The 26,285-nt window shown below is 34.9% G+C and carries 23 protein-coding genes; 8 read left to right on the top strand and 15 right to left on the bottom strand.

The features are described 5' to 3' along the window. Positions 1–7 precede the first annotated feature (7 nt). From cheB to OO013_RS04935, 8 genes are all read right to left on the bottom strand, one after another. Entirely contained in the window at positions 8–1,030 is a 1,023-nt protein-coding gene (gene cheB, locus OO013_RS04970) for a chemotaxis-specific protein-glutamate methyltransferase CheB (protein ID WP_266055579.1), read from the bottom strand. Position 1,031: 1 nt separating this feature from the next. After that, positions 1,032–1,391 carry a response regulator gene (locus OO013_RS04965; RefSeq protein WP_266055578.1) on the bottom strand — a complete coding sequence of 120 codons (360 nt, stop codon included), beginning with the start codon at positions 1,389–1,391 and terminating at the stop codon, positions 1,032–1,034. A 14-nt stretch (positions 1,392–1,405) separates the two neighbouring features. Beyond that, on the bottom strand, positions 1,406–1,954 hold the full coding sequence (locus OO013_RS04960; protein ID WP_266055577.1) for a chemotaxis protein CheW: 549 nt from the start codon (positions 1,952–1,954) through the stop codon (positions 1,406–1,408). A 7-nt stretch (positions 1,955–1,961) separates the two neighbouring features. Continuing rightward, the gene (locus OO013_RS04955; RefSeq protein ID WP_266055576.1) at positions 1,962–4,985 is read right to left on the bottom strand and encodes a methyl-accepting chemotaxis protein; all 3,024 of its coding nucleotides are present in this window, start codon (positions 4,983–4,985) and stop codon (positions 1,962–1,964) included. Positions 4,986–5,221: 236 nt separating this feature from the next. Next, positions 5,222–5,860, bottom strand: a complete 639-nt coding sequence (locus OO013_RS04950; protein ID WP_266055575.1) for a LuxR C-terminal-related transcriptional regulator — start codon at positions 5,858–5,860, stop codon at positions 5,222–5,224. 8 nt (positions 5,861–5,868) lie between these two features. Further along, positions 5,869–7,281: a response regulator gene (locus OO013_RS04945; RefSeq protein WP_266055574.1), complete on the bottom strand. Its 1,413-nt coding sequence runs from the start codon at positions 7,279–7,281 to the stop codon at positions 5,869–5,871. Next, a complete protein-coding gene (locus OO013_RS04940) occupies positions 7,274–9,556 on the bottom strand; it encodes a PAS domain S-box protein (RefSeq protein ID WP_266055573.1) in 2,283 nt (760 codons plus the stop codon). The genes OO013_RS04945 and OO013_RS04940 overlap by 8 nt, the downstream gene beginning before the upstream one ends. 137 nt (positions 9,557–9,693) lie before the next feature. Then, the gene (locus OO013_RS04935; RefSeq protein ID WP_266055572.1) at positions 9,694–11,100 is read right to left on the bottom strand and encodes a S41 family peptidase; all 1,407 of its coding nucleotides are present in this window, start codon (positions 11,098–11,100) and stop codon (positions 9,694–9,696) included. A 128-nt stretch (positions 11,101–11,228) separates the two neighbouring features. Here OO013_RS04935 and OO013_RS04930 point away from each other — a divergent pair, with 128 nt between their 5' ends. The 5 genes from OO013_RS04930 to OO013_RS04910 are packed head-to-tail and all read left to right on the top strand — an operon-like array spanning position 11,229 to position 15,699. After that, positions 11,229–12,089, top strand: a complete 861-nt coding sequence (locus OO013_RS04930; protein ID WP_266055571.1) for a mechanosensitive ion channel family protein — start codon at positions 11,229–11,231, stop codon at positions 12,087–12,089. 10 nt (positions 12,090–12,099) lie between these two features. Further along, entirely contained in the window at positions 12,100–12,879 is a 780-nt protein-coding gene (locus OO013_RS04925) for a 5'-nucleotidase, lipoprotein e(P4) family (RefSeq protein WP_266055570.1), read from the top strand. 54 nt (positions 12,880–12,933) lie between these two features. Continuing rightward, positions 12,934–14,115, top strand: a complete 1,182-nt coding sequence (locus OO013_RS04920) for a tetratricopeptide repeat protein (protein ID WP_266055569.1) — start codon at positions 12,934–12,936, stop codon at positions 14,113–14,115. A gap of 44 nt (positions 14,116–14,159) precedes the next feature. After that, on the top strand, positions 14,160–15,503 hold the full coding sequence (locus OO013_RS04915) for a DUF2254 domain-containing protein (RefSeq protein ID WP_266055568.1): 1,344 nt from the start codon (positions 14,160–14,162) through the stop codon (positions 15,501–15,503). Between the two features lies 1 nt (position 15,504). Further along, positions 15,505–15,699, top strand: coding sequence for a CPXCG motif-containing cysteine-rich protein (locus OO013_RS04910; RefSeq protein WP_266055567.1), 195 nt, complete (start codon positions 15,505–15,507; stop codon positions 15,697–15,699). Positions 15,700–15,750: 51 nt separating this feature from the next. On the opposite strand, the gene OO013_RS04905 is transcribed toward OO013_RS04910, so the two are convergent. Next, on the bottom strand, positions 15,751–16,101 hold the full coding sequence (locus tag OO013_RS04905) for a HepT-like ribonuclease domain-containing protein (protein WP_266055566.1): 351 nt from the start codon (positions 16,099–16,101) through the stop codon (positions 15,751–15,753). A 104-nt stretch (positions 16,102–16,205) separates the two neighbouring features. On the opposite strand from OO013_RS04905, the gene OO013_RS04900 reads away from it, so the two are divergent. From OO013_RS04900 to OO013_RS04890, 3 genes are all read left to right on the top strand, one after another. Next, a complete protein-coding gene (locus tag OO013_RS04900) occupies positions 16,206–16,958 on the top strand; it encodes an MBL fold metallo-hydrolase (RefSeq protein ID WP_266055565.1) in 753 nt (250 codons plus the stop codon). A gap of 72 nt (positions 16,959–17,030) precedes the next feature. Next, positions 17,031–17,678 carry a peptide-methionine (S)-S-oxide reductase MsrA gene (msrA, locus tag OO013_RS04895; protein ID WP_266055564.1) on the top strand — a complete coding sequence of 216 codons (648 nt, stop codon included), beginning with the start codon at positions 17,031–17,033 and terminating at the stop codon, positions 17,676–17,678. A gap of 26 nt (positions 17,679–17,704) precedes the next feature. Then, positions 17,705–19,234: a bifunctional GNAT family N-acetyltransferase/carbon-nitrogen hydrolase family protein gene (locus OO013_RS04890; protein WP_266055563.1), complete on the top strand. Its 1,530-nt coding sequence runs from the start codon at positions 17,705–17,707 to the stop codon at positions 19,232–19,234. A 183-nt stretch (positions 19,235–19,417) separates the two neighbouring features. Here OO013_RS04890 and OO013_RS04885 read toward each other — a convergent pair whose 3' ends face one another. From OO013_RS04885 to OO013_RS04860, 6 genes are all read right to left on the bottom strand, one after another. After that, positions 19,418–20,911 (bottom strand): acyl-CoA synthetase, encoded by a 1,494-nt coding sequence (locus OO013_RS04885; RefSeq protein WP_266055562.1) that lies wholly within the window; start codon positions 20,909–20,911, stop codon positions 19,418–19,420. 48 nt (positions 20,912–20,959) lie between these two features. Then, a complete protein-coding gene (locus tag OO013_RS04880; RefSeq protein WP_266055561.1) occupies positions 20,960–21,691 on the bottom strand; it encodes an N-formylglutamate amidohydrolase in 732 nt (243 codons plus the stop codon). After that, on the bottom strand, positions 21,679–22,935 hold the full coding sequence (locus tag OO013_RS04875; protein ID WP_266055560.1) for a carboxylate-amine ligase: 1,257 nt from the start codon (positions 22,933–22,935) through the stop codon (positions 21,679–21,681). The genes OO013_RS04880 and OO013_RS04875 overlap by 13 nt, the downstream gene beginning before the upstream one ends. Beyond that, positions 22,932–24,386 (bottom strand): RimK family ATP-grasp domain-containing protein, encoded by a 1,455-nt coding sequence (locus tag OO013_RS04870; RefSeq protein ID WP_266055559.1) that lies wholly within the window; start codon positions 24,384–24,386, stop codon positions 22,932–22,934. The genes OO013_RS04875 and OO013_RS04870 overlap by 4 nt, the downstream gene beginning before the upstream one ends. After that, positions 24,361–25,086 (bottom strand): C39 family peptidase, encoded by a 726-nt coding sequence (locus OO013_RS04865; protein WP_266055558.1) that lies wholly within the window; start codon positions 25,084–25,086, stop codon positions 24,361–24,363. The genes OO013_RS04870 and OO013_RS04865 overlap by 26 nt, the downstream gene beginning before the upstream one ends. Positions 25,087–25,200: 114 nt before the next feature. Then, complete coding sequence (locus OO013_RS04860; RefSeq protein WP_266055557.1) at positions 25,201–25,968, bottom strand: M57 family metalloprotease; 768 nt, start codon at positions 25,966–25,968, stop codon at positions 25,201–25,203. Positions 25,969–26,285 lie beyond the last annotated feature (317 nt).

Here is a 26,285-nt window from a genome sequence, read left to right as displayed (position 1 = left end):
CAAAAAGTTATAAACACCCGGTTAAAAAACTGGCCATTTCACTAATGCCAACCGTATATTTTGCAATCCTGTTATTAACAACCATTCCCGGCATTCCATATACCACTGAACTATCCTGATCCTGAGCAATAACAAGTCCTTTTTTATTCCGAATCATGGTTGATCCATCATAGCCATCTTTACCCATACCCGTAAGAATAACACCAATACACCTTGCCCCATACACTTCTGCTGCAGAAGTAAATAAACAATCGACTGAAGGATTATTAAACTCCTCAAATTGTCTCTTAGAGCTGGAAAAAACAGGTATTCCATTGATCCTGGACCTGACTAACGACAAATTAGAATTACCAGGAGCCAGGTATACATTTCCCGGTACCGGCGCTTCTCCTTTCTTAGCTAAAGAGATCTTCAATGGTGCAATTTTATTTAGTCGCATTACGAAAGATCTGATGAACCGCTCAGGCATATGTTGAGCAATCACTATTGGCAAAGGAAAATTAGCCGGTATTCTTTTTAATAAAATTTCAAGTGCTCCGGGACCTCCTGTCGAAGCTCCGATACAAACTATGTCATAATTTAATTTATCATCGAAGGTATGCAGATTATTATTCTGCCTTGTTTTTACCTTCGGATCTAAATTATGCTTACTTTTTGTGGCCTGAATTACCAATTCATTTAAAGGATAATCAGAACTAAATGCAGCTCCGTTTACTGGTTTATCAATAAATTCAAAAGCCCCAGCTTCAAGAGCATCAAATATCTTTTCGTTGGTTCTTTCCAGAGAACTTAACAAGATTACTGGTGTTGGCTGCTTCTTCATTACTTCCTTTACAAGGAACAAGCCATCATGCGAAGGCATTAACATATCGGTGATAACCACATCAGGATTAGTATCGAGCACTTTATTCAAGCCATCAAGACCATTACTGGCTGTACCCACTACCTTGATCCTTCCATCCGAACGAAGAATGTCGGAGATCAGTATCCTCATTAATCCTGAATCATCGACCACAACAGCCTTTACCATTTTATCCGGCTTTTCTCATTGCTTCAAGTAATTGCTTGTTGGTAAAAGGCTTAATAATGTAATCGACAGCTCCCAGCCTTATACCAGTGTTTACTACTGAATCCTGTCCCACTGCACTGATCATAATTACTTTTGCATTTATCCCTTCATCTTTGAAAACTTTGAGTATATCAGTTCCGATCATATCTGGTAAAATATTATCAAGTGTGATATAATCAGGCTCATATTCAAAGGCAAAATCAATAGCCTCCTCACCGTTTGAAGCTTCGGCTACAATTGTAAACCCCTCTGCTTCAAGAACATCTCTGATCACAGTTCTCATGTACAGCGAATCATCGACAATTAGTACTCGTTTAGACATAATTCTACTTAGATTTAGTTAGCTACTTTGTTGATAAGGTTTTTTTCAGATTGATTGATGACTTTAAGCACATTTATTAATACTATGAGCCGATCATCATATTTAACTATTCCATTGATATAATTTTGCTCTACTGAAGAATCATGGACTATATTCACTCCTTCTTCGATAGCCGTAACCGGTACAGATAAGGTATTAGGGACTTCTTTTACTAACACTCCCATTTTGTAATCCTCACTCTCTATTACAAGAGTGAAGTTCTTATCCGTTGATAAATCATGGGCTCCTTTAACCGGTTCACCTTCATCCTTGATCCCGAATTTTTCTTCGAGATCAAGAATTGCAATGATATTACCTCTGATATTTGCTACTCCTTTTACAAAAGAAGGAGTTTGTGGCATTTTAGTAATCCTTGGTGTAATAACAACTTCTTTGATTTGGTCTATGCTCAGGGCGTATTCGCTATCGCCTTGTCGAAATACTATCAGTTGCTTTCGTTGAACATTTTCAAGCTCATCTTTTCCACCGGGATTCTGTTTATCCTTTTGTGTTACTTCTGACATGACGATCTTATTTTAGTTTAAATTTATTTACCCCATTCTCAAGGTCTTTAGCAACATTGGTTAGTTTATTACTACTTTTAGCCACCTCTTCCATGCTATTATTTAATTCCTGAGATGAAGTTGCGAGCTCTTCAGTACCCGCTGCAGTTTCTTCTGCTACAACGACTATCTGCTCAATATTTTTAGATACACTGTCTATAGAATTTCTCTGTGTTCCGGATGCTTCTTTAATCTCTTTACTTAGATTAAGCGTTTCTTCATTAGATTCAGCAATTTCTCTGAAGATTCTTTCCGCATTTAAAGTAGCGCCTGACCCATCTTTTACATTTGAAGTCATCGTTTCAATTGCCTTGCTGGCTGAGTTCGTATCTTTCTGTACATCGGTGATAATCTTTTCAATATCCACCGCTGACTTTCTTGAATCTTCTGCAAGCTTGCGAATCTCTTCCGCGACCACTGCAAATCCTCTACCCGCATCACCGGCCCTTGCAGCTTCTATCGCTGCATTTAATGCAAGAAGATTTGTCTGAGCAGCTATATCTGTAATGACGTTCAAAGTTCTACCTATTTCTTCTGCACGATTGGTAAGAATCTTGATTGACTCTGAAGTCAGTCCGGCTGAAGTATCGATCTCATTCATATTCGCAACGAGCTTGTTGATAATACTCAGTCCTTCATCGCAACTCTTTACACCTTTTTCAGCGGCACTGTAGATCACACCAGATTTAGATTCCATCTCTCCCGCAGACTTTAGCACACCTTCAACGAGTATCGCAGACTCATCAGTTCTTTGTGCCTGGTCCTGAGCACCTTTTGCCATTTGTGCTATTGCTGAGGCCATTTCATTGGTGTTATTTTTCATGCTGTCAGATTTATCCAGTGAAAGCCTGGATGTTTCTGCAACAATGGATGAATTAAGTTCTATAGACTTAATCAATACGTTCAGATTGTCGATTGCAGTATTCAATGAATCGGCCATATTCTTCAGGTCACCTTTGGTATTCATCTGGAAAGACTGGCTCAGATCACCTTGCGACATCTTAGAGATAATCGTATTAAACTCCAATACAGGCTCAGCAATGTTTTGCAATAAGATATTTATCGAATCAGTAAGTGATTTCCAACTTCCTTTAGTTTCATCAAGCTTTAAGCGAGCATTTAAATTCCCCTCCTCACCGGCTTCTTTCACTACATGATTTACCTCTGAAATGATTGCTTTTAAGTTATTTCTCAGGTTAGCCATATCAGAAACGACATTTTGTACCGACTCCTGAACATTTAACCCGGAAAGATCAATATTAAATTCAAAGTCTCCTTCATTGATCTTTGTAATTGCTGAAATCACTTTTTCATAAGCGAATTCATTATGCTTTGTCTGAGTAATATCTTTTATAAAAGCTGTATATTGAATCTCACCATCAACCTCAACTTTACTAAGGGATAAATTACCCCAGAATCTGGAACCGTCTTTTCTCGACATCTCAAGATCACGACCTAATCCAATCACCTTCTTTTCACCGGTTTTAAGATTAGAATCTACATATCTGTCATGATTTCCCCTATGTTCCATCGGAACCAGAACTTTAACATTCTGTCCTATTACCTCATCGGAAGAGAAACCAAACATCCTTTCGGCTGCCGGGTTGATAAATGTAATCTCTTTATTGGAGTTAATAGTTATAACTGAATCAACAGCTTGCTCAAGGGTTTTAAAGTTTCTAATTCTTTCTGTTTCGGCTTGTTTCTCAGCTTTTTTCTGGGCAGAAATATTAGATGCATATTTAACAATTTTATAAGGCTGCCCATTTAAATCCATGATCGGATTGTAAGATGCCTGAAGCCATACCTCATTCCCTTGCTTGTTTAACCTTTTGAATTCTCCAGCCTGATATTGGCCATTTCTCAGCTCACTCCAAAATTTTTGGTAAGCCTCACTGTTCTTGATTTCATTAGTTACAAACATACTATGATGCTTTCCCTCGATCTCATCAAGAGTATATCCTACAGTTTGCAAAAAATTGTCATTAGCCTTGATCACTTCACCACCTAAAGTAAACTCAATTACTGCCTGAGATTTATTTATGGCATCAAGCTGACCTTCATAATTTGCATTTTCAAGCTTCGTTTTGGTAATATCAGTAGCAAGCTTAATCACCTTAATAACAGAGCCTCCATCATCTATAACTGGAGTGTAATTGGCAAGAATCCATACTTCACTACCATCAGAAGCAATTCTTTTAAATTCACCTGTTTGAGGAATCCCTTTACCCAGATCTCTCCAGAATTTTTCGTACTGGATGGAGTTTACATATTCTTTTTCACAAAAAATCTTGTGGTGCTCACCTACGATCTCATTAAGATCATATTTTAATGCCTTAAGAAAAATTTCATTTGCCTTAATTATAGTGCCATCTGGTTTGAATTCGATAAAAGCAGAAGTAGAGTTTATTGCACTAATCTGTCCGTCCATTTCTACCTGGCGACGAGCCATTTCTTCCTGGGTGGCTGTCATTTCTTCCATATTCTGGCGAAGCTCTTCTTCCTGAGCACTCATCTCCTCGATCTGCTCCTGAATGTCTTGCTCCAGCTTCTTCTTATCGGTGATATTAAAAATAAAAGAAGTATATACTTTCTCTCCGTTAGTTTCAGCTTCACTCAAAGAAAGCAGTATATCTACTAATTCACCGTCCTTGGTCATGGCTTTAACTTCACGAGAACCACCCATAACATTTCTCTTACCTGTTTTGGAATATCTTTCCAGATACTGATCGTGTTCTTTCTGGATCTCAGGAGGGGTTAGAACCTTTACATTTTTGCCAATTACCTCACTACTCTTATATCCCCATAATTTTTCTGCAGCCTTATTAAAAAACTGAATTTCTCCTTTGACATTAGTAATAACCACAGATACAATGGTCCCCTGCATTACTTGCAGAATATCAATATCATTAAATTCTATGGAGGCTGTTGTTGCCTTCGAAGTACTAACCTTTGTCTTCGAAGTTGAAGTTGATTTCCCGTTTTGTGACATATGCTTAAAAAATTGTATCTAAAAAATAGAGTCTTTAAATTCTAATAAAAAAAATCAGATGATTTAAACATCTTTTACAAAAGTAGACTGCTATTCAGACCGAATCAATAAGCAAAAAAATGTAATTTCTCTACGGTTATCACATTATATAATGTAGGTAATTCTACTTAAAACAGAATATTGTCAAAATCTAAAAAAATCATTGATAAGGATAAATAAACTGTATTTCCTTACTTTTAAACCAGCTTCAATTTATTCACTTTATTTATTAGCGATATTGAATTATTCACTTTCAATTTTTTCATAATATTTGCCCGGTGTGTATCGACTGTTCGAACACTGATGAAAAGTTTATCTGCAATTTCCTGGCTGGTTTCCCCTTCTACCACAAGCTTTAGTATTTCTTTTTCTCTTTTTGTCAGAGAAAATTCTTTTTCCTTTTTCTTAGACCTGATACCTGAGGTGTATTCTTTTAATAATACTTCTTTTACACTGGAACTGAAGTATTCTCCTCCATCAAGAACTGTCTTTACAGCTTCTCCTATTTCGTTGCCCTCATTTTTGAGTACATATCCTTTAACACCAATTTCCATACTTTTTAAAATATAGTCACGATCCAGGTACATGGAAAGGATAATTATTAATGCATTTTCATTTCTTTCTAATATTTCAGATGCTGCTTCCATACCATTAATCCCCTCCATGGAAATATCCATGACGGTAACATCCGGCATCTGATCAATATATTTTTTCACAGCCTCTTCTCCGCTATTAGCTTCAATTATTTCAAAATCACCGCCCTTTTCCTTCAAAATAGATATTATTCCAACTCTTATAAGAGAATGATCATCTACAAGTAATAGTTTAGTTGACATATTTTATATTATTCTTCATATGGAATTGAAAACAGGATATTCATCCCTTTACCTGCCTGGGATTCTATTTCTATCGAACCCTTCATTATATTAACCCTGTCTCGCATATTTTGCAAACCATTATGGCCTGATAATAACTTATCATCGAGCTTTTTCAAATCAAACCCTTTTCCATCATCTTCTATCGTTATGGTTATATGATCATTATTTTCATGCATTTGAACATAAAAGTTTTCAGCTTCAGAGTGTTTAATAGTATTCGAAATTGCCTCCTGGACTATTCGATAGATATTGATCTTTTGATGAATTGTGATTTTATCATTATCAACCTCAGTTGCATCAAAATGCATATTTAAACTTTCAATTCTCGAATTTACTAATCCATTAAGTAACGAAGCCAGATCAAAATCTTTTACTTTAGAGGGTAAAATATTATTTGAGATCCTGCTGGTTTCCTGAATAGCTTCTTCTATTAACGAATTTAAAGTTTCAATGGATTTCTTTTTATCTTCCCCCTCCAGAATATATTTTAAATTCAATTTTATAGCATTTAACATCTGACCTAAACCATCATGTATGTCTCTCGCTATTCTATGTTTTTCCATTTCCTGCCCTTCAATCACATAGGTAAGTCTTTTTCTTTCTATCTCCTCTTTCTTTTTTTTGTCTTCTATCTTTTTGGTAATATCTCTGAACGAAATCACAATATTTATCACCTCATTCTTTGTGTTTGTGATAGGTGAGATCATTCCTTCACCGATAAAACATTTTTTCCCTCCTGAAGTGTTTACCTCAAGTAATTCTAAAGGCAAAGTTTGAGTATTACGTTTCGCAATCTTTAATTTATTTTTCAGTAGTTTTTCACTTTCATCTTCCAGTTGAATAAAATTAAAAAGGTTATCATCCTCTCCATTTGAGCATCTAAAAGTGCCAGCTGATCTGTTTGAAAAAATTATATCATTATCAAGCCCTAATACCATCATTGCATCAGAAATAGCACTAAATGCAGCGTGAAATTGTCTCTCACTGTTTTTTAACTTTAATTCGAGAGAATATTTATTTAATGCCATTTCGACAGTTGTTAGCACCTGGCTTTCCTGAAATGGTTTCATTAAATATCCATATGGATGAGTAGTTTTTGCTCTTTCGACAGTACCACGATCAGTCAATGCTGTTAAATAGATTACAGCAAGATGATATTTTGATTGTAATTCCCTCACTGTTTCAACACCATCATCACCATCATCCAGCATAATATCTGCTATGACAAGGTCGGGCTTAAAACTTTCGAAAATATCAAACGCTTCAATACTATTTGAGGCTGTTTTTATTTCATAATTTTCAACATTACTCAATAAAGTTTTTAAATGAAGTGCTATAATCTGTGCATCTTCAATTATAAGTATTTTATAATTATTCATTTATATCGACTTCTAAATGGTAAAAAACCCCATCTCCGGGAATAGAATCTATATTTAATTCTCCCCGTAATTGTTGAGCAAACATTTTTATTAATTCTATGCCCATGGATTCATGTATGTTATCCTTTTCAAATCCGACCCCATCATCATGAATATTTAGCTCTATCTTATTGTCTTTTTTATCTAAACTAACGTTTATTTTACCTTCATCTCTACCTGGAAAAGCATGTTGAAATGAATTTGTAACTATCTCATTAATAAGTAATCCAAAGTTCATGGCCATATCTGTAGAGACTATAACCGAATCTATTTCAGTTATCAGGTTAACATGACAAGTTGTATTTAAATTCGACTTTCTAAGATTTAAAATTAATCCTTCAAGATATTCTTTAAGATTAATAAAATTGTATTCTTTTGTATGAAATAACTTTTCGTGGATCAAGGATATTGCCTCAATTCTGTTCTTACTATCTGTAAAAAATTGCTTTAATTTTTCATCTTCAATTTCAGTTGATTTTAAAAACAATAAACTACTGACAGTCTGTAAATTATTTTTCACTCTGTGGTGAATCTCTTTCAATAAAACATCCTTTTCACCAATCAATTCCATGAGATTTTTTTCAAGGTTTTTCATCCTGATAAACTGAGCGATCTGAATACCAGTATTCGTCAATAGTTGAGCGAGTTCTTCATCGAAAACCTGTTTTTCTTTTGAAAGGAAAGTTACTACACCAAAATCTTCACTACTAATTGTAATTGGTACCCCAATTAATGTTTTAGCATTAGTACGTTCAACTAATTCATTGATCGCGCCGAATTCATCTTCTTGATTTAATGGAGTGTTAAGAAATAAAGTTGAGTTAAATAATAATAACCTATATAGTACACCAGCATCTCTAAATTCCAGATGATCTGGCAACTTTTTTACGACATCAAATACGGCATCATCAACATAATAGGAAAACTTATTTTCAAAGGCTTCAAAATTATCCAGTTCCCATATTAATCCAATCTCAAAATTTAATTCATTACAAATAATTTTCAATACCTCTGAAACCACATTCTCTTCATTTTGATGTTCTATCAGAGTATCATTGACTAATCGGGTCAGTGCGATTCGTTTATTCCAACTTAATAAATCGGAAATATTAACAACCGTTATTAATAGTAGTTGAGGATCACTTTTGACTTTTCTTAATATTATCTTAACAGGGTATATAGAGCCATTTTTTCTTTTAAACTTTGTTTCAAATGAAACACTCCGTTTATCTGACACCAAAAAATCTTCTTTTTGAACTAAAAACAATCTTTCTTCCGTATCATTAGCGAGAATTTCTGTGATTTTTTTATTATGAAGTTCTTCAAGGCTCATGTTTAAATCAATATGAGCTGACGGATTCGAGTACATAACAACGCCAGAATCCTTATCTATGAAAAAGATTTGATCATCAATATCCAGGATCATCTCCTGAAGAGTTTGCTGCTCCTTTAATAATTGATTATAAACAGTTACATCGATAAAGCTTACCATAATGGCTGGTTGATCTTTAAAGGTGGTTCGAGTAAAAGATGCTTGTAACTCAATATCGTTCCCGTTTATGTCTAAAGCTGAGATTATATTAGGCCCAAAAGATTCTAGATTGCCCTTATAAAGGATTGAAAGTATATTTCTTACCTGGTCTTTGTCACTTTCTTTAATAAACTTCCTGAAATCAGTATGAACCAATTTATCTTCGGGCCATTTAAAGATACTTGAAGCTCTTTTATTAAACAATTCAACTTTATCATCTACAAAAACAGCAATCCCTATTGGCATTTTTTCAAGGATGGAACGATGAATTTTTTCTCTTTCAATTAATTTTTGTTTCCTTTTCTCCTCTTGCGTCACATCCCTGATTATTGCAAAATACTTTATAATTTCTCCTTTTGAATTAAATACCGGATTGACAGTCCACTCATTAATAAATTCCTCTTTATTCTTTTTATAACTAATAAGTTTTCCTTTAAAAACTTTACCTTCTAACATCTGCTCTCTTAAAATATCCAGAGTTTTTTGAGAGGTTTTTTGGCCTTTTAATATTTTCGGTGATGCTCCCTGTACTTCTTCCATAGAATATCCAGTCAATTCCAGATATGCCGGATTAGCATATTCTATCTTTAACTCTGATTCTTCTTCGATCTTATTATTCATTACAATTATCGCATCCATGGAACTTTCAGCAATTAATTTGAAAATTCTGTCTCCTTCAAAATTTTTCTTATCGGTAACATTCATGGATCAAGGATAAAGTATTGGGCTCTATTAGTAATTTAATAATAATTCGATTGTAAAACTCATTGAAAAGGATATCTGTAAAAAGGCCTCCTGTTTATACAAGAGACCTTCCGTTTTGTGAAATTTAATTATAATTTCTACTTGATGGGCTTATCAAAAATCAACCTGTTAGACCAGACTTTATTTTCAATTGAAGACTGAATTAACTCACCTTCAAACTTCTTACCAAAGGGAGCAATTCTACCTGGTTCACCAATTATCAAATTATATGCGGTACTTAGTAACGGGTCATCCAGGCTACCAAATTGCACCATCCTTGAAGCAAATTCATCCACCTCAAAATCAGGAGTAAACCCTTGTTCATAATCAGACTGGTTATTGGCATTAAATATTTGAAAAACTATTGGCAACATTCCATACGAACTATTTTCATCTTGAATAGGAATAGATCCTACATTTTTCCCAACAGTTGATTCCCCTATTATTACAACATTCATATAAGGCCTTAACCCATTGATAATTAATTCACTTGCTGAGGCAGTTCGATTTCCAACCAGTACATATAGTGTCTGACCTGAAAGGCTATTCCCGATATTATTAGTTCTATCCTGAAATCTGCCATTTAGAATTTCATCTCCGTCTTCCAGCCCCTGGATATAGTCCATATAAAGATCATTCCATACATTTTTGTAAAGAATATCATTTGATGTAACCCCAGGTGCAATTAAACTAGCTAGAAGCTGTGCTGAAGAAATCGATCCTCCACTATTATATCTCAGATCCAAAACTAAATTTTCAATACCTTCTGCTTTAAACTTTGCAAAAATATCATCCATTTCAATATCATATTGGTCTGTAGACCCTGGGCCCGGACTGAAAAAGTGATAAACGAAATATCCCATTTTCTGTCCATTAGACAAAGTATATACACTATCTAGGAAATTTGGATTTTCTGACACCACAGTGGTCGATAATGTTAAATCATTCTGATCGACATAACTACCTATACCTTCATCGTAACTGCGGTATGAAATTGTATGAGTTTCAGATATTTGAGAAATAAGATCCAGATAGTTGGATGTGGTAAGAGCCGTACCATTTATAGCCGTGATAACATCTCCACGTCTTAGGCCTTCCATTCGGGCTGGAGACCCTTGTTTGGTATAAAGAATAAGTGCTACAATATCAGTACTACTTTCATCTACCCTCAACAATTGGAATTCATATCCTGCTTCCTGAGACACACCCTCTAAAGAGTTTATTAAGCCCGCATAATCGTTTGTTAAAAAAGAAAATCTATCTCCACTATATAGTATTTCATTAAAAACTGCTTCAGGGTTTTTATTCAGATCTATTTCTGAAGGAATGAGGTCTTCCCATAAATACACTTCATTCATAGTCTCATATACCCAAACACTTATCGGATCTCCATCAATAACAGGTTTTGATGGCCCCTCATCCGTACAAGAAAGACCAATTACCAACAAAAACATTAAGAAGATCTTTATTGCCAGGTTACTCTTTTTAAATATCACTACCTTCATATTATAAATCTCTTTTTAAAAGAAAAAATTATCACACCGCAATCTATAAATTTAAAAAAATGACAGGAATTTTACTTTCATTTGCATAAAATATTCATTTTCAAACACCTGCTTTTTGAATTTTTAATATGAAAACAACACAAAAAATTGAAAATAAAAGAAGATTTTTCTTTATCATAAAAATCATTCTTTTCATAGGCATATACCTTGTGGTAAGGCTCAACCCAACTTTAATTAAAGAATTGAAAATTCCAGTGTATGTTTCTGATGCAATCTTATTTTTCTTATCTGCTAATATAATTGTCAGTTTAGGCAGGATAATACTTGCTCAGATGTATTTAAAGAAAAATAAGATCAATAAAGGATCAGTTGACAATTTCATACTGGGCATAAACCGTATTGCTGACCTTCTCAATGTTCTGGTATTAATAATTTTCATATTAATGCTGCTGAATATTAATCCATTTGAATTTATTACCTCTTTAAGTATCGTCGCTGCCGCAATTGCCCTATTATCAAAAGACTATATCTCAAATTTGATCAATGGGATGATCATTATGTTTTCAGATGAAATTTCATTAGGCGATTATATTCAAGTAGGAAATAACAAAGGAAAAGTACAAAATATTACCCTCACAAATATCCATCTCAATAATGATGATGAGGATCTGATATTTATCCCAAACAACCTGGTGATGAATACTGATGTAGTTAATTTCAGTAAACGAAAAATTAAAAAAGTAAGCTTTGAGTTTGATGTAAAAAACGCCGGACTGGACATTGAGATAGTTGAAGAATATCTTGCTAAACAATTAATTAGCTTCGAAAAATATATTCAAAATGATTCCTTTAATCTCAAAATCGTAAAAATAAATGAAAATTTTTCTTCACTTAAATTTCAATTTGTCATGAATAAATTAAATAAACCTGTTGAAAAGGAAATCAGAAAAGTAACTTTACGAGCTGTTATAAAATACATAAATCAATAGTTAAACAACTATGAAAACAAAATTAATCTTACTTATAATCATACTGACCTCGCCGGTATACGGGCAGAAGAAATCTGACTATTCAGAACAAAACATAAATGCTACCTTATGGTATCAAAAGTCTGGTGAAAATTATTTATTGTACCAGCAATTATATGATTTAGCAAAATATCGCCTGATAGAAAATTTATCTGAATCAACTTCTGAGATGCCTAAGGCTGTAGTGCTTGACCTCGACGAAACTGTTCTCGATAATAGCCCATATAATGCTTATCTGATTACAACAGAAACAACCTACAGTACTGATACCTGGAATAAATGGGCCAATGCAGGAACCGCTGATGCCTTGCCTGGAGCTTTAGACTTTACAAATTTTGCAATGAGCCTGGGGGTGGAAGTCTTTTATATCTCAAACCGAAATAATATATCACTTGATGGCACCATAGAAAATCTAAAAAATCTTGGATTCCCTAATGCAGATAAGGAACATGTTTTTCTTAAAATTGAGACCAGTGATAAGACAATTCGTCGAAATAAAGTAAAAGAAGCATATGATATAATCCTTTTTCTTGGTGATAATCTCAGAGACTATAAAGAGATCTTTATTAAACCGGCTAAAAACATCAAAGAATTGGTAGATGATTATAAGGAAGAATTGCTAAAATTTTTCATTGTATTTCCGAACCCAATGTATGGAGAATGGGAATCTGAATCTATTGACCACAGATTTGACTTGAATGATAAACAAAAAACCAAAATGAAAAAAGAAAATCTAGATGCGTGGGAATAAATTTTAAAACCTACTAAAAATTTAGTTAATTTACTTCTCATTAAATTCAGAATTATGAAGAAACTAAATCTGGTACTGGTTTTAACATTTTTAATATTATCTATTCAGGCTCAATCAATTTTTTCGGAAGGGAAGATCGCATTATCCGAAGGTGAGTATGAACGGGCAGAACAAATCTTTGAGAAAATTTATAATTCAGACACTACTAATGAATTGGCCCTATACTATCTTTCTTATTCCGTCTACAAGCAAGGTAAACTTGGTATTGCTGATCAATTGGTTGAACATGGAAATAATAAATATAAAGACAATGCCAGGTTTCTCCAATTAGGAGTGAAAATCGCCGCTGACAGGGGATATACCAAAAAGGCAATGGATTTGAATTTAAAGTGGTGTCAAACAGATTCATCAAGTGCTAATGCATATTATTCATTAGGTAATCTGGCAGCAAAAAGGAGTATGCCTGGTATGATGGTTAATGCCTGGCAAATTGCTATGAAAAACAATCCAGACGATCTGAATATGAGATCTAAACTTGGAGAATTATATCTTGAGCTTCGAATGCCTGAATTTGCGGATTCCATAATATCCATCGGCTTTCTGCAAGATCCGGAAAACAGAAAATTTAAAGTCATAAAAGCGAAAGCTTCCTATGACATGAAAGAATACGAAGTAACTATTGACATTACAAATGAATTATTAGCATCAGGAGACACATTATATAGTATGCTGCAATTGAATGCTTTTTCATTATACAATACGGGTAAATATGAGAATGCCCTGCCCTTGTTAGATAAATTAATTGAGAATAGTAAGAAAGTTCCATCTTTGTTTTATATCCGTGGTGTTTGCCTGAAGGAAAGTAATGAGTACGACCAAGCTATAGAAAACTTTGAAAAGGCTATAGAACTCTCAATCGATGAAAAAATCGGGACATATTATGCTTCCCTGGGTGAATCTCTGGAAAAAGACGGATCCTACCAAAAGGCAATATCTGCATACAAAAAAGCAACAGAATACGAGGTTAAAGATATTGTGATTTATCAACTGGCCAGAAGTTGTGATCTGTACTATAAAGATAAAACTCCGGCAATCCATTATTATACAGAATACACCGAGAAATACGACACCATAAACAATAAAGTTTATCACGAATATGCCCAAAGAAGAATCAGGGAGATAAAAGAAGATCAGTTTATGGAAGCAAAAGACCTGCCTTCTGATACAATCAATTAATTTTTATTGATTATTTTACTTATAGCAATTTGCTATGGGATAAAATGATCGACAAAACTCAGTTAAATAAACTTTTCAGGAAAATTAAGTCCAGAATCATCACGGATATATCTTTCGTTCCGGGATTGATAGTTCTGGGCTTTTTTGTTTTGGCAATTATTGTCTTCAATACTAAGAATTCAGTTGTTGAAGATTTTATTGTTGGTATTTTCCCCATATTAGAAATAAAAGATACTTCAACTGCCAGGGCAATATATACTACCGCAGCAGGAGGAATAATCAGCCTGACAGTATTTAGTTTTTCGATGGTAATGATTGTTTTGAACCAGGCAGCAAGTAATCTCTCCAATCGCTTGCTAAGCGGTATACTAAGTGAAAAGCATCATCAGATCACTCTTGGGATATATATCGGAACTATTGTCTTCTGTTTCTTAATGCTTTACCAGGTCAGAGCGGATAATAACCAAGAAGGAGACATTTCAACTTTAGGTGTTTTCCTCTGTATTCTTATGGTTTTAGCAGATATATTCCTGTTTATATATTTTTTAAACTATGTCACCGAATCAGTGAATTACAGTCGTATTATTCACAAGATTCATATGAGTACGAAAAACAAGCTGAATGGATCCATTGAAGATCAGATCGATCGTGATGAATATCAGGAAGACTGGATGGTTTCAAGCTTAAATAATTGGTACCCTGTAAATTCAAAAGAAACTGGATACTATCAGGGTATTCAAAAAGCAAATATCGGAAAGATAGTCGGAGAAAATGATTTAAAAATCTATATCCCTTATCAAAGAGGGGCATTTGTTGTCTCAGGCACACCATTATTATATTTAAACACTCCTATTGAAAACGTGGGAGATGATCCTATTAATGAAATCCTGAATTGTTTTGATTTTTTTAATGACCAAATCATTCATACTCATTATACTTATGGTTTTACACGATTAACTGAAATTGCTGTCAAAGCGCTTTCACCAGGTATTAATGATCCGGCCACTGCTTTATCATGCATACATTCACTAACTGATCTCCATTCTATATGCATATACAAAATGGATAAACCTGTCATTTACACGGAAGAAGGTGAACCCGTCGTTTTCATTGAACCACTTAAGTTTGAACATTTATTCAGATCTTCATTCGATCCGATAATAAATTATGGTAAATCAGATTACCAAATCCTTTATAGCATTCTAAAAACAATAGAGAAATTATTATACCTCGATGAAAAGAGAAACTATTACAATGATATTTTTAATGAGTACATTGACCTTCTTTTAACAAAGGCAGAAAAACATCTTGAAAATCCATATGAAATAAATAGAATAACCTCTTTATCGAGAACACTTAGGGCAAAAATCAAACCCGAACCTATTTAAAATGATTTTAGGCGAAATAGAACACAAATTTTATTGTCCTTATTGTGGGGAAGAAATAAGTATGATCTTAGATATTACAATTGTGGAACAGAGGTATATCGAAGACTGTGAAGTTTGTTGTAATCCTATAGAAATACACTACAAATCCAATAATGGTGAACTCACAGAATTTGAGGTTAACAGGATTGATCAATAAAAAAGCCGGCAACTAACCGGCTCAATTAAACTTAAACTTAATCCTTAATATTTAATTCCACGAATTTTTATATAATTCTGAATTCTTAATCTCATCTGCGATTTCCTGAAGCTGACCGGTGACCAGACTATAAATAGAGTGATGATCAATTTCAGCTTCCTGGTTGTAGCGTGCGTTTCTAAAAGCCATTAAGGTATCTACAGGTAATTCTCTGGCTTTTTCACTATTATTATATAGTTCTCTGGCCGCCTGTCCTATTTCCTGTAAATATTCATAAACAGTTTCTTTGGCTTGTTCATTTCTGGCAAAAGATTCATAATCAGCGGTACCAACTGTTGAGTTGATCTGTGCTATATTATCTATGATCCTGCTTAAATGTTGAGTTATTTCTTCGTGTGTCATATTATTTATACCGTAGCAACGAAAGTTTTGTTTTACAAACAGCGAAAAAATTATATATTAATCTTATAAAAACACTTCTGCATCACACTGGTTATTATACTATTATGAAAACTGTAACATCATTATTCCTGATACTTCTGGTTTTAAGCATTAATGCCCAGGAAAAACTGCAAACAGATCAAATTGAAACAAAAAAGGGCATCTTAACAATAAATCCGGTTCAACATGCTACCATGGTTCTCGAATGGAATAATAAAACAATTTACGTTGATCCTCATGGAGGAAAAAATAAATTCAAAAGCTATCCTGATCCTGACATTATTTTAATCACTGACATCCATGGAGATCATTTTAATAAGGAAACATTAAATGAATTGCCTACCAGCAATGCAATTTTCATTGTCCCTCCTGCAGTCAATGAAAAAATGAATGGTATCAGCAACCAAGAAATAATTACTTTAAAAAACGGAAGCAAAACAAAGGTGGATGATATGATAATCCAGGGTGTTCCTATGTACAATTTACCGGAAACAGCCGATTCAAGACATCCGAAGGGACGTGGGAACGGATACCTACTTACTATGGGAGGAAAGAAAATTTATATCAGTGGAGATACCGAAGATATTCCTGAAATGAGGTCGCTTAAAAATGTTGACATTGCATTCGTTTGTATGAATCTGCCATATACAATGTCAGTGGAGCAAGCAGCCAATGCCGTATTACAATTCAAACCGGACATTGTGTATCCATATCATTACAGGGGCCAGAATGGCTATTCCGATGTCAATCAGTTCAAAGCCCTTGTCGAAGGAGGAGTTGCAGGCGTGGATGTCAGACTTCTCGAGTGGTATAAATAAGCCTTTAACAAATATTAATCCGTAACCAATAACCGGTTTACATAAAGATCGTTCAATCAAGAAAAAAGCAAAATGCGAAATATAGTATCCATACTTCTGATTTTTCTGGGTATATCCTGTTCTTCAGAAGCACAAAATGAACAAAGTTCAAAGACAGTGGACCTTTCAAATATCCCTGATTCAAAACTTGACACCGCCACATTTGCCGGAGGATGTTTCTGGTGCGTAGAAGCCAGCTTTGACCAGATTAAAGGAGTCTACGAAGCAGTAAGCGGATATGCCGGAGGAGATACAAAAAACCCGACTTACCGAGAGGTAAGCTATGGCAGAACTAGTCATGCGGAGACTGTAGAAATATACTATGACCCAACAGTGATTGACTATAAAACTTTACTGGACATCTTTTTCGTAGCCCACGATCCGACACAGCTTAACAGACAGGGACCTGATGTTGGTAAACAGTACCGTTCTGCAATATTTTATCATAATGAAGAACAAAAGCGACTGGCACAAAAAGCAATGCAGGAAGTCGAAGACTCTGATGCTTATGGAGAAAAGGAAGTGGTGACTAAACTTAATCGTTATGACAAATTCTGGATAGCTGAGGAATACCACCAGGATTACGAGAAAAAGAATCCAAATGACTCCTATATTCAAAATGTATCCAGACCAAAAATCAATAAGGTACGGAAAAAGTTCGCTAACTTGCTAAAATATTAGATCAGTAACTTTCCAAATTTTATTATATGAGCGAAGTATCGAGCGTTGAACTGAGAACTTTACAACTTGATGACTACCGTGGCTTTAGAAGATCAATGGTAGAATCTTATAAAGAATGGGAAGAAGATTACTGGGAAGAACACCATATCGAGAAACTCCTGGAAATTTTCCCCGAGGGACAAATATGCGTTCTTGCGGATGGAAAAATCGCTGGATGTGCTCTTTCACTGATCATTAATTACGATGAAGTTGATGATGATCATACTTATAACGAAATAATTGATAATTATAAGTTTGAAACTCATGCACCAGAAGGCAACGTGCTGTATGGCATTGATGTTTTCATTCACCCGGAATACAGAGGTTTAAGGTTAGGTAGACGATTGTACGATGCAAGGAAAGACTTATGCGAAAGATTAAATCTTAAGTCTATCATCGCTGGAGGAAGAATTCCTAATTACAATAAATATGCCCATGAGATGACTCCAAAGGAGTACATCGAGAATGTTAAGCATAAAGAGATTTTTGATCCAGTTTTAAGTTTCCAGCTGGCAAACGACTTTCATGTAAAGAAGGTCCTTAAAAATTATCTTGAAGGAGATACAGAATCCCTGGAATATGCCACTTTACTGGAATGGAACAATATTTACTATTCGAAAAAAGAGAAGGATATCACTCAGCCTAAATCTGAAGTACGATTAGGATTGATCCAATGGCAAATGCGTTTGTTCAATGACTTTGAATCATTGTGCGAGCAAATGGAATTCTTCATTGATACGCTTGGCAGTTACAACTGCGACTTCGCCTTATTTCCGGAGTTATTTAATGCTCCACTAATGGCATTCAGCAACGAGAAAAAAGAATCAGAAGCCATCCGTGCTTTAGCTGAATTCACTGTTCCGTTAAAAGACAAATTACTGGAATACGCTATCTCATATAATGTAAATATTATTACAGGGTCGATGCCTTTGATCAAAGAAGACGGGCACCTTTATAACGTAGGTTATCTCTGCCGAAGAAACGGAACTTTTGAACAATATGACAAAATACATATTACCCCAAATGAGCAATATTACTGGGGAATGGTAGGAGGTGATACCTTGAAAGTATTTGATACAGATGCTGGAAAAATCGGTGTCCAGGTCTGTTATGATGTGGAATTTCCTGAACTATCCAGACTAATGGCTGATCAGGGATTGCAAATATTATTTGTTCCCTACCTTACTGATACTCAAAATGGATACACACGGGTTGCCAGTTGTGCCAGAGCCAGAGCAATTGAAAATGAATGTTATGTAGCCATTGCAGGAGGTGTTGGTAACTTGCCAAAAGTTCAGAACATGGATATCCAGTATGGTCAGGCTTCAGTTTTTACACCAAGTGATTTCTCTTTTCCAAATAATGGGGTTAAAGCTGAAGCAACTCCAAATACTGAAATGACATTGATAGTAGATGTCGATCTTGATCTTTTGAAAAGGTTACACAATTATGGCTCAGTAAAAAACCTCAAAGACAGAAGAAAAGATCTCTATTCATTAAGGTGGAAGAAAAAATAAAACAAAGGCCGCATAAAGCGGCCTTTTTTATTGAACAACAAGGTGATGGGAGGGCTCATATTTCGCATCGGTCAAAGTTTTCATAAAAAGGATCACGTCCTCCATTTCTTTGTCCGATAAGTTTAAGGAACCACCTTAACGGGAATCCTAAAGTTAACCCTGATGAATTACATTTAATTAGCTTTAATTTAATGACTGGCTTATTAATTCCTTCACTTTTGGCTTTACCACTTTACCCATAGCATTTTGAGGCAGCTCTTCCACCCTTTTCCATATTTGAGGAATTTTATGTCTTGCCAGGTGGAGTAAAGCATAATCTTCCAGCACAGAAAGATACTTCTCCTGACTATATTCGTCCTTAAACACAATTGCAGCTGCAATAACTTCACCATATTCTTCATTTGGAATCCCCACTACCGCTGCATCTTTTACAAATTCATGCTTCCTTAAAACCTCTTCAATATCATTAGATGATATCTTATATCCTCCAACCTTCAGAATATCCACTGAATACCTCCCAAGTATCTTAAAAACTCCATTCTCAGAAACTTTTACTCTATCTCCTGTCTTAAACCAGCCATCCTGATCAAAAGCTTCATTTGTCGCTTCAGGCTTATTCCAGTATTCTTTAAAGAGCTGATCACCCTTTACTAATAATTCCCCGGTATTTGATGATTCTTCTTCAGTAGCGATTTTCACTTCGATACCTTTAAGTGGCTTTCCGACCATGCCTTCAAACCGATCTCCTTCGTAATCGTTGCTTAAAACCATTCCGGTTTCTGACATACCATACCTTTCAAGTAAAAAATGCCCGGAGATCTCCTGCCATTTCTTCAAAACAGATAACGGAAGTGCTGCAGAACCACTAACCATCAATCTCATCGATTGACATGCTTTAGTGAAATCTTCCTGCTCTGAAATATCCCGGGATTCATGTTCGTCAATTAATTTCCTATAGATAGTCGGAACCGCCATGAAAACCGTAGAATCTGAATTACGCAGTTTATCATACAATTCCTTTTTATTGAATTTTAAAAATTCCACTTTAGCTCCGACAGTAAGTGCACATAAAGTGATATTTACAATGCCATGCACATGATGCATAGGTAAAGGATTTACAATATAATCGCTCTTCCTCCATTTCCAGGCATCAATCAAAGTATCAACCTGACTCTTAATCGACGCAAATGTATGTACAACTCCTTTTGGTTTGCCTGTGGTCCCACTGGTATAGATCATCAATGCACTATCATCCTCATTTACATCAACACCTAGGTGACCACTTATTTTTTCGTCATCAACTATCCTGTCAACAAAACCGATCTGAAGAAAGGGAAAAGAATCAGGTAGCTGCTTCTTCAAATCTGAAAAGGAGGTCAATAAAACATCCGATTGACTGTCTTTTACATAATGCTCTAATTCTGACATGGGATATGAAACAGGCATTGGTACAAAAATCCCACCTGCCAGCCACGTTCCAATCATAGCATATAAGTAATCTTCACCAGGCTTTAAAAAGCTTAATACTGTTTTACCGGTAAGATCGCCTTTCTCTGAGAGGAGAAAGTCAGCTACTTTTTCAGAACCCTTCTTCAGGTCTTCATAAGATAAGTCAGGCTCACCTTTTACAACAGTTTCCTTATTATTTAAAATATTCTCAACTAATAATGAAGACATAATTTACCGTAATTTTAAAACGTAAATTAAATAAATATACTTCGTAAATCAGTTGAATTTTGTAATTGTATCGAAATCCAGGTTCAGTTCTTCTATACCTTTTAAAGAAGAAACAATTGAAGCGCTGATGGAAGGTATTTCACCGTTGTAGAAAAACCTGTTATTCACTTCAATTTCGATACCAAGATACTTTTTTGGTGGAAAAGTGCTTCTAAAATAAGTAGTAAGACCATCATCTGTACCCATATAAGGAGCGTTATATTTTACTTTCAGATTTTCATCTGCTTTTAATAAGTTCTTACGGATAAAGTAACAAACCTTGTTTTCTAAGGTTCTTGTTTCATCATATAACAACCCAACGTCAAAATCCCTTACTTCGTCATTAAATATCGTATTAAATGTGTGGATACTAAGATGAATTATTAAATCCCCTTCATCTATACTTCTGGAAATAAACTCCTCTATCCTTTTTCGATAAGGAAAATAATAATTAGAAAGCACTTCCTGCTTGGTAGACTTATCTAACTCATTTGTATATTGGCTGAATAATTGCTTATTACCGATACTTCGATTTAGGTCAACCAATAATCGGGTATAGGTTGAAAAAATCATCGGACAATTTTTTGCTTTTTCTATATCTGAGGCAATCAGGTAAGCACCGGGATCCCATCCCCAATGACTGGAGATCACATCATCTGGAATGTCTAATTTATCCCGGAATGACTCAGGGATATCATATCCACCATGCTCACAAGTAATCACTACTTTTATCCCGGACATTTTATAAACATTTTATCTTCTATTAAACACGTTGAAAGTGTTTTATATAAACTCATAAGTTCCAATTTAGTTGGATTTGTTCCAACATTTTTTATAATTCTTTCAGATAAACTACCTTGATTAATCAAAATGTCAATGTTATTTTTCCAAGGTAATATAAGTCCAGGATAATCTTCTTGCAACTCCATGAAAATATGATTCAACAAGTCATTTACTGTAGAATCTTCAACGCCACGCAATCCAAAAAAGCCCAGATAATCAGAATCATTTATCACAGCAGCTCTTCCAAAACCAACTGTTTGCTTGAATATGCGATATAGATCAATAGTGTTTTTTTGTTGTATTTTCTGTAGACCTGCATAACGTTCTTCGGATATTAATTTTATCATTCCAATTATAAAGGAAAGAATTGCAAGGTCAGCCGATGGACATTCCTGAATATCCAGAACACGTATTTCAATACTTCCTCTGTCAAACCGGGCTATGGCACCCCTTGAATTCACCCATACTGGATCCAGTATATTATCTTCATTGAAGGAAGCAATCTTTTCGCTTATTTTATCAAAGATTTTTCTTTTATAATTAGTTTCTGAATATACCCTTTCCGGGATAACTTTCCCGGTTATGCATGGAATCCTTTTTTGATTTTTCATATAATAAATAAGCCTGTTATCCATTACTCCGGAAAATTGACCATCAAAAAAAGGTGAAGACGCTGCAAGAGCTGGAAGCAAGGGTAAAATTATCCGGATAGCTCCATGTAAACGGGCAAATTCAAAATCGTCATAAAATGGAAGGTTTAAATGTGTTGACTGAAGATTTGCCCAACCGTGCCCTGAGCAATTAAACACCTCATCGTAACGCTGGTAAACCTCCCCTGAATCGTAAGGCCAAAGCTTCTTTTCCACGACAGGATCCATTAGAGGATGGGCAGCTGTTGGCATTAGCATTGCATTATAATCAAGTAAACGCTCGTTTATTTCTTTTATATTATTCCTGAATTCCTCCTTCAAAAGGTTTAAATCTTCCTCAGGACGAGTAGTTTTCAGTTCTAAAACATGCATTACTAATTCATTAGACCAGCTAATGATCCCGTTATTTTTTTCCCCTACAACTACATTTCCTTTTTTGCTGAAGAGTTTATCAGCGATCGGCATAACCTCTAAGGTGTCACGGTTAACGATCATATACTCAAGCTCTACTCCAAAAGCTTGAAAAAGTCTTAATCTATTTTTTTTGATCATTTGGTATTCTTTATTCGGGTAGTAAACTCCTGAACAATACTTTTGTAAATAAAATTCTTTGAGGCTTTATCCTCAATACCGGCATCAATACTCGGATTATCATTTATCTCAATCACAAAATACTTTCCGTCTTTTTGCTTAATGTCAACTCCATAAAGACCATTTCCGATCAGTTTACTAGCCTTTGTTGCTACATTCAAAAGCTTTTTTGGAGCCTCTTCTATTTTTAATGTTTCACTTTTACCTGATTGGCCTTTTTTCTTATCCCAGTTATAAATTTGCCAATGATTTCTAGCCATAAAATATTTACAAACATAAATCGGATTACCATTAAGGACTCCAACCCGCCAATCAAATTCGGTAGGCATAAATTCCTGAATGATCAACAAATCAGACTTCTGGAACATATCTTTCAGCGAGGCTTTTAATTCCTCGTGATTATTAACTTTTAAAACACCTTTTGAAAAAGATCCATCGGGCTGTTTGATCACCGCCGGATATTCAAAGGGAAGTTTAAAGGTTTTATATTGAGATTTATGAACGACTACAGCTTTTGGAACCGGGATTCCATTACTACTTAGTAATTCATGTAAAAAAACCTTATTCGTACATCGTAAAATACTCTGAGAATCATCAATAACTACAATTCCTTCACTTTCTGCTTTTTTTGCAAACCTGTAAGTATGGTGATTTACATTGGTAGTTTCTCTTATAAAAACAGCGTCAAAGCTTAATAAACGGGCAAAGTCATTCTTGGTAATGAATTCAACTGAATATCCGGACTTATCTGCCTCCTTTACCAGCCTGCTTAGTGCTTTTGCATTGCTAGGAGGTGTTTGATCCTCCTGATTTACCAGGATGGCCATCGAGTATTTTTTACGCTCGTAATTTACAGTCAGCTTCTTACCTTTTAAAAATGAGATTAAACTTGATTTAAATTCGGCAAATTCTTCCGCAGTCAAATCTTTTATTGAAAGCTGCCTGATGGATCCCGGGTACCACTTTCCGGATTTTTTGACAAATACAGCTTTTAATAAAGGAAGCTGAGAAATATTCAATAATGTAAGAGCAAGCTTCAGATACCTAAGGTCTCTACAGGTACCGAAATAAATATTTATTTCAAGCTTTTCTAATTCAGTCTCAGAGAGGGTTTTCTGAATTAGGTCATCCCAATCACTAAGATCAGTTTTGATTAAGGTTGATGTCTTGATATCCTGCATAGCAGTGACTGTAGGAATCACCTTATGTTTCCGGGCCTCAGCCAACAGTGATACATAATACCCTGTACTCTGATAACCATAATTATCACATAAGTTAATTACAGATAACTTTTTCTGTTGAAAAAACTCATTTTCGATATACTCTTTAGCGGTAATGGTTTCCGTGTTGTCAATATCTGAAAAGGCAGAAAGTTCGACGCTTTTCTCAACCACGATATATACTAACCTCATATCTGGATTTAGGAATTAAAACTAAAATATTTGCATCATAGGTGATTACACCCAAAAGAATGGAATTTATTAAATGACTTAGATCTACATGATATATCATTTTGCCAGCCAAAGGATTCAGTTTCAGAGGATCACAAATGGTGACTTTTTCATTTTGTATATCCAGACCAGATACCACTACGAAATGACCTGAAGGGTAACCCAGAATGTCATCATATTGATTGGAGTCAGGAATTTCCCTCATTGATCCATAAAGAAAAGTTGCACTTAATCCGGCAAGCAATGGTATCTCCTGTCTCAAATAATGCTTGAAAAGATCTTGAGAAAGTTGGGTGTAAATAATTTCTCCTCCATTATTTAAAAACTCAATATAATATTGAGAAGCATATCTGATCCTGTCATCGTTTTTTGCAGTCAATTGTTCAGAAAGTTTGGCGATCAGGTTAACTCCTGGTTCTGAAAACCATGAGGGATCAAAAACATTTAAATTATAAGTATATAGATATACCGAGAAATCATTTTTTAAGGCGTGGTTACCAAGCATTACACCTAATGTTCCACCACCATCAAGCATAGGTATTTCATTGATAAGTGTATCTAACTCATACCCGTTAGAAAAATAATTATATACAGCATGCAAAGCTGTTGGCCCACAGGTTATGTCATTTGGTTGCGTTTTTATATCTACATCAATTCTCATCGTTGAGCATTTATTACTTAGACAACCAAAACAAAAAAAGTCACATATTTTTTCATAAAAAAATCAGCCACTATGAGGTGGCTGATTTTTAACTATTAAAACATCGATCTTAATTTAGTAGAGATAATCTAAAGCCGTTTTGTCTCCAGAAGTAAACTGACGATCGGTACCATCTGAGCATGCGAGCATCCACGATCCAGCCTCAGGGCCAGAAGGAGTACCCGGAATATAATTGGCTCCTACACCGCCATCACCTTCATCATTGGTCGAACCTCCACAACTATAGCTTCTGTCCATATAATCTGTATGTCTGAAACCGATACAATGTCCCATCTCGTGAGCGATGGTAGTGGTTAATGCACCAATATCAGAAACATTATCATAGTATGATCTGGTTAATAAGATTTGATCATGTGGATCTCCTGAAGCAGTGGGGAATCCAGCAGAGCCTAAAATTCCAAACCACCCATAATACCATGGTGATGGTTGTATAATAATATCAGCATTTGATGAACTAGAAACCCTGTTAAATACAAGGTTTAATCCTTCTGCATTATAACGGGCAATTGCAGCATCTGTGGCTTGAAAATATTGCGACCTGAAACGTGTACTAACATAAATATTAATAGTTCGTGGCGTACCCGTTACAAGATTGTCTGTGGAATAATGTTCAACAGCGGGGATTTCAGAACCCTCTCTCAAAGAATTCATTTGTTCGTGAGAAATCAAAATATCATTCTCAACGACATAACCGATTTCAGTATTGAAAACCGGAAACTTGACTACATCAAAACCAGCGGCTTCCAGAGTAGCAAGAGCTTCTTCAGAAACTTCATTTTCAGGTCCTACTTGTTCAGATTCATTTTGACAGGATACGATCATAAATGCGCATAGGATTGCGCACAAAAGGGATTTGGTTTTTGTTAACATGATAGTTTAATGATTTGGTTATATTTTGATTGATATAAATAAATTAATAAAAATTATATCTATAACAAAATTTTATATTGAAATAAACTATTTTATTAATTTTTTATTACGAAATAGATGTGGCTCACCCGTGATTCGTAGAAGATTATTCTGCATAATGTAAAGATTCTTTGCAAAACCCCTTGATTTTTATCGGAAATTCTAGTAAAACTTGACTATTTAGCTTGCCTGAAAAAAAAGACAATCATTTGAATATCATAAAATGATTT

The sequence above is a fragment of the Mangrovivirga halotolerans genome, from assembly GCF_026241165.1.
Lineage (GTDB): Bacteria > Bacteroidota > Bacteroidia > Cytophagales > Cyclobacteriaceae > Mangrovivirga > Mangrovivirga halotolerans.
Note: the sequence above shows the minus strand (reverse complement) of the source record. Positions and strands in the feature narration are given on the sequence as shown.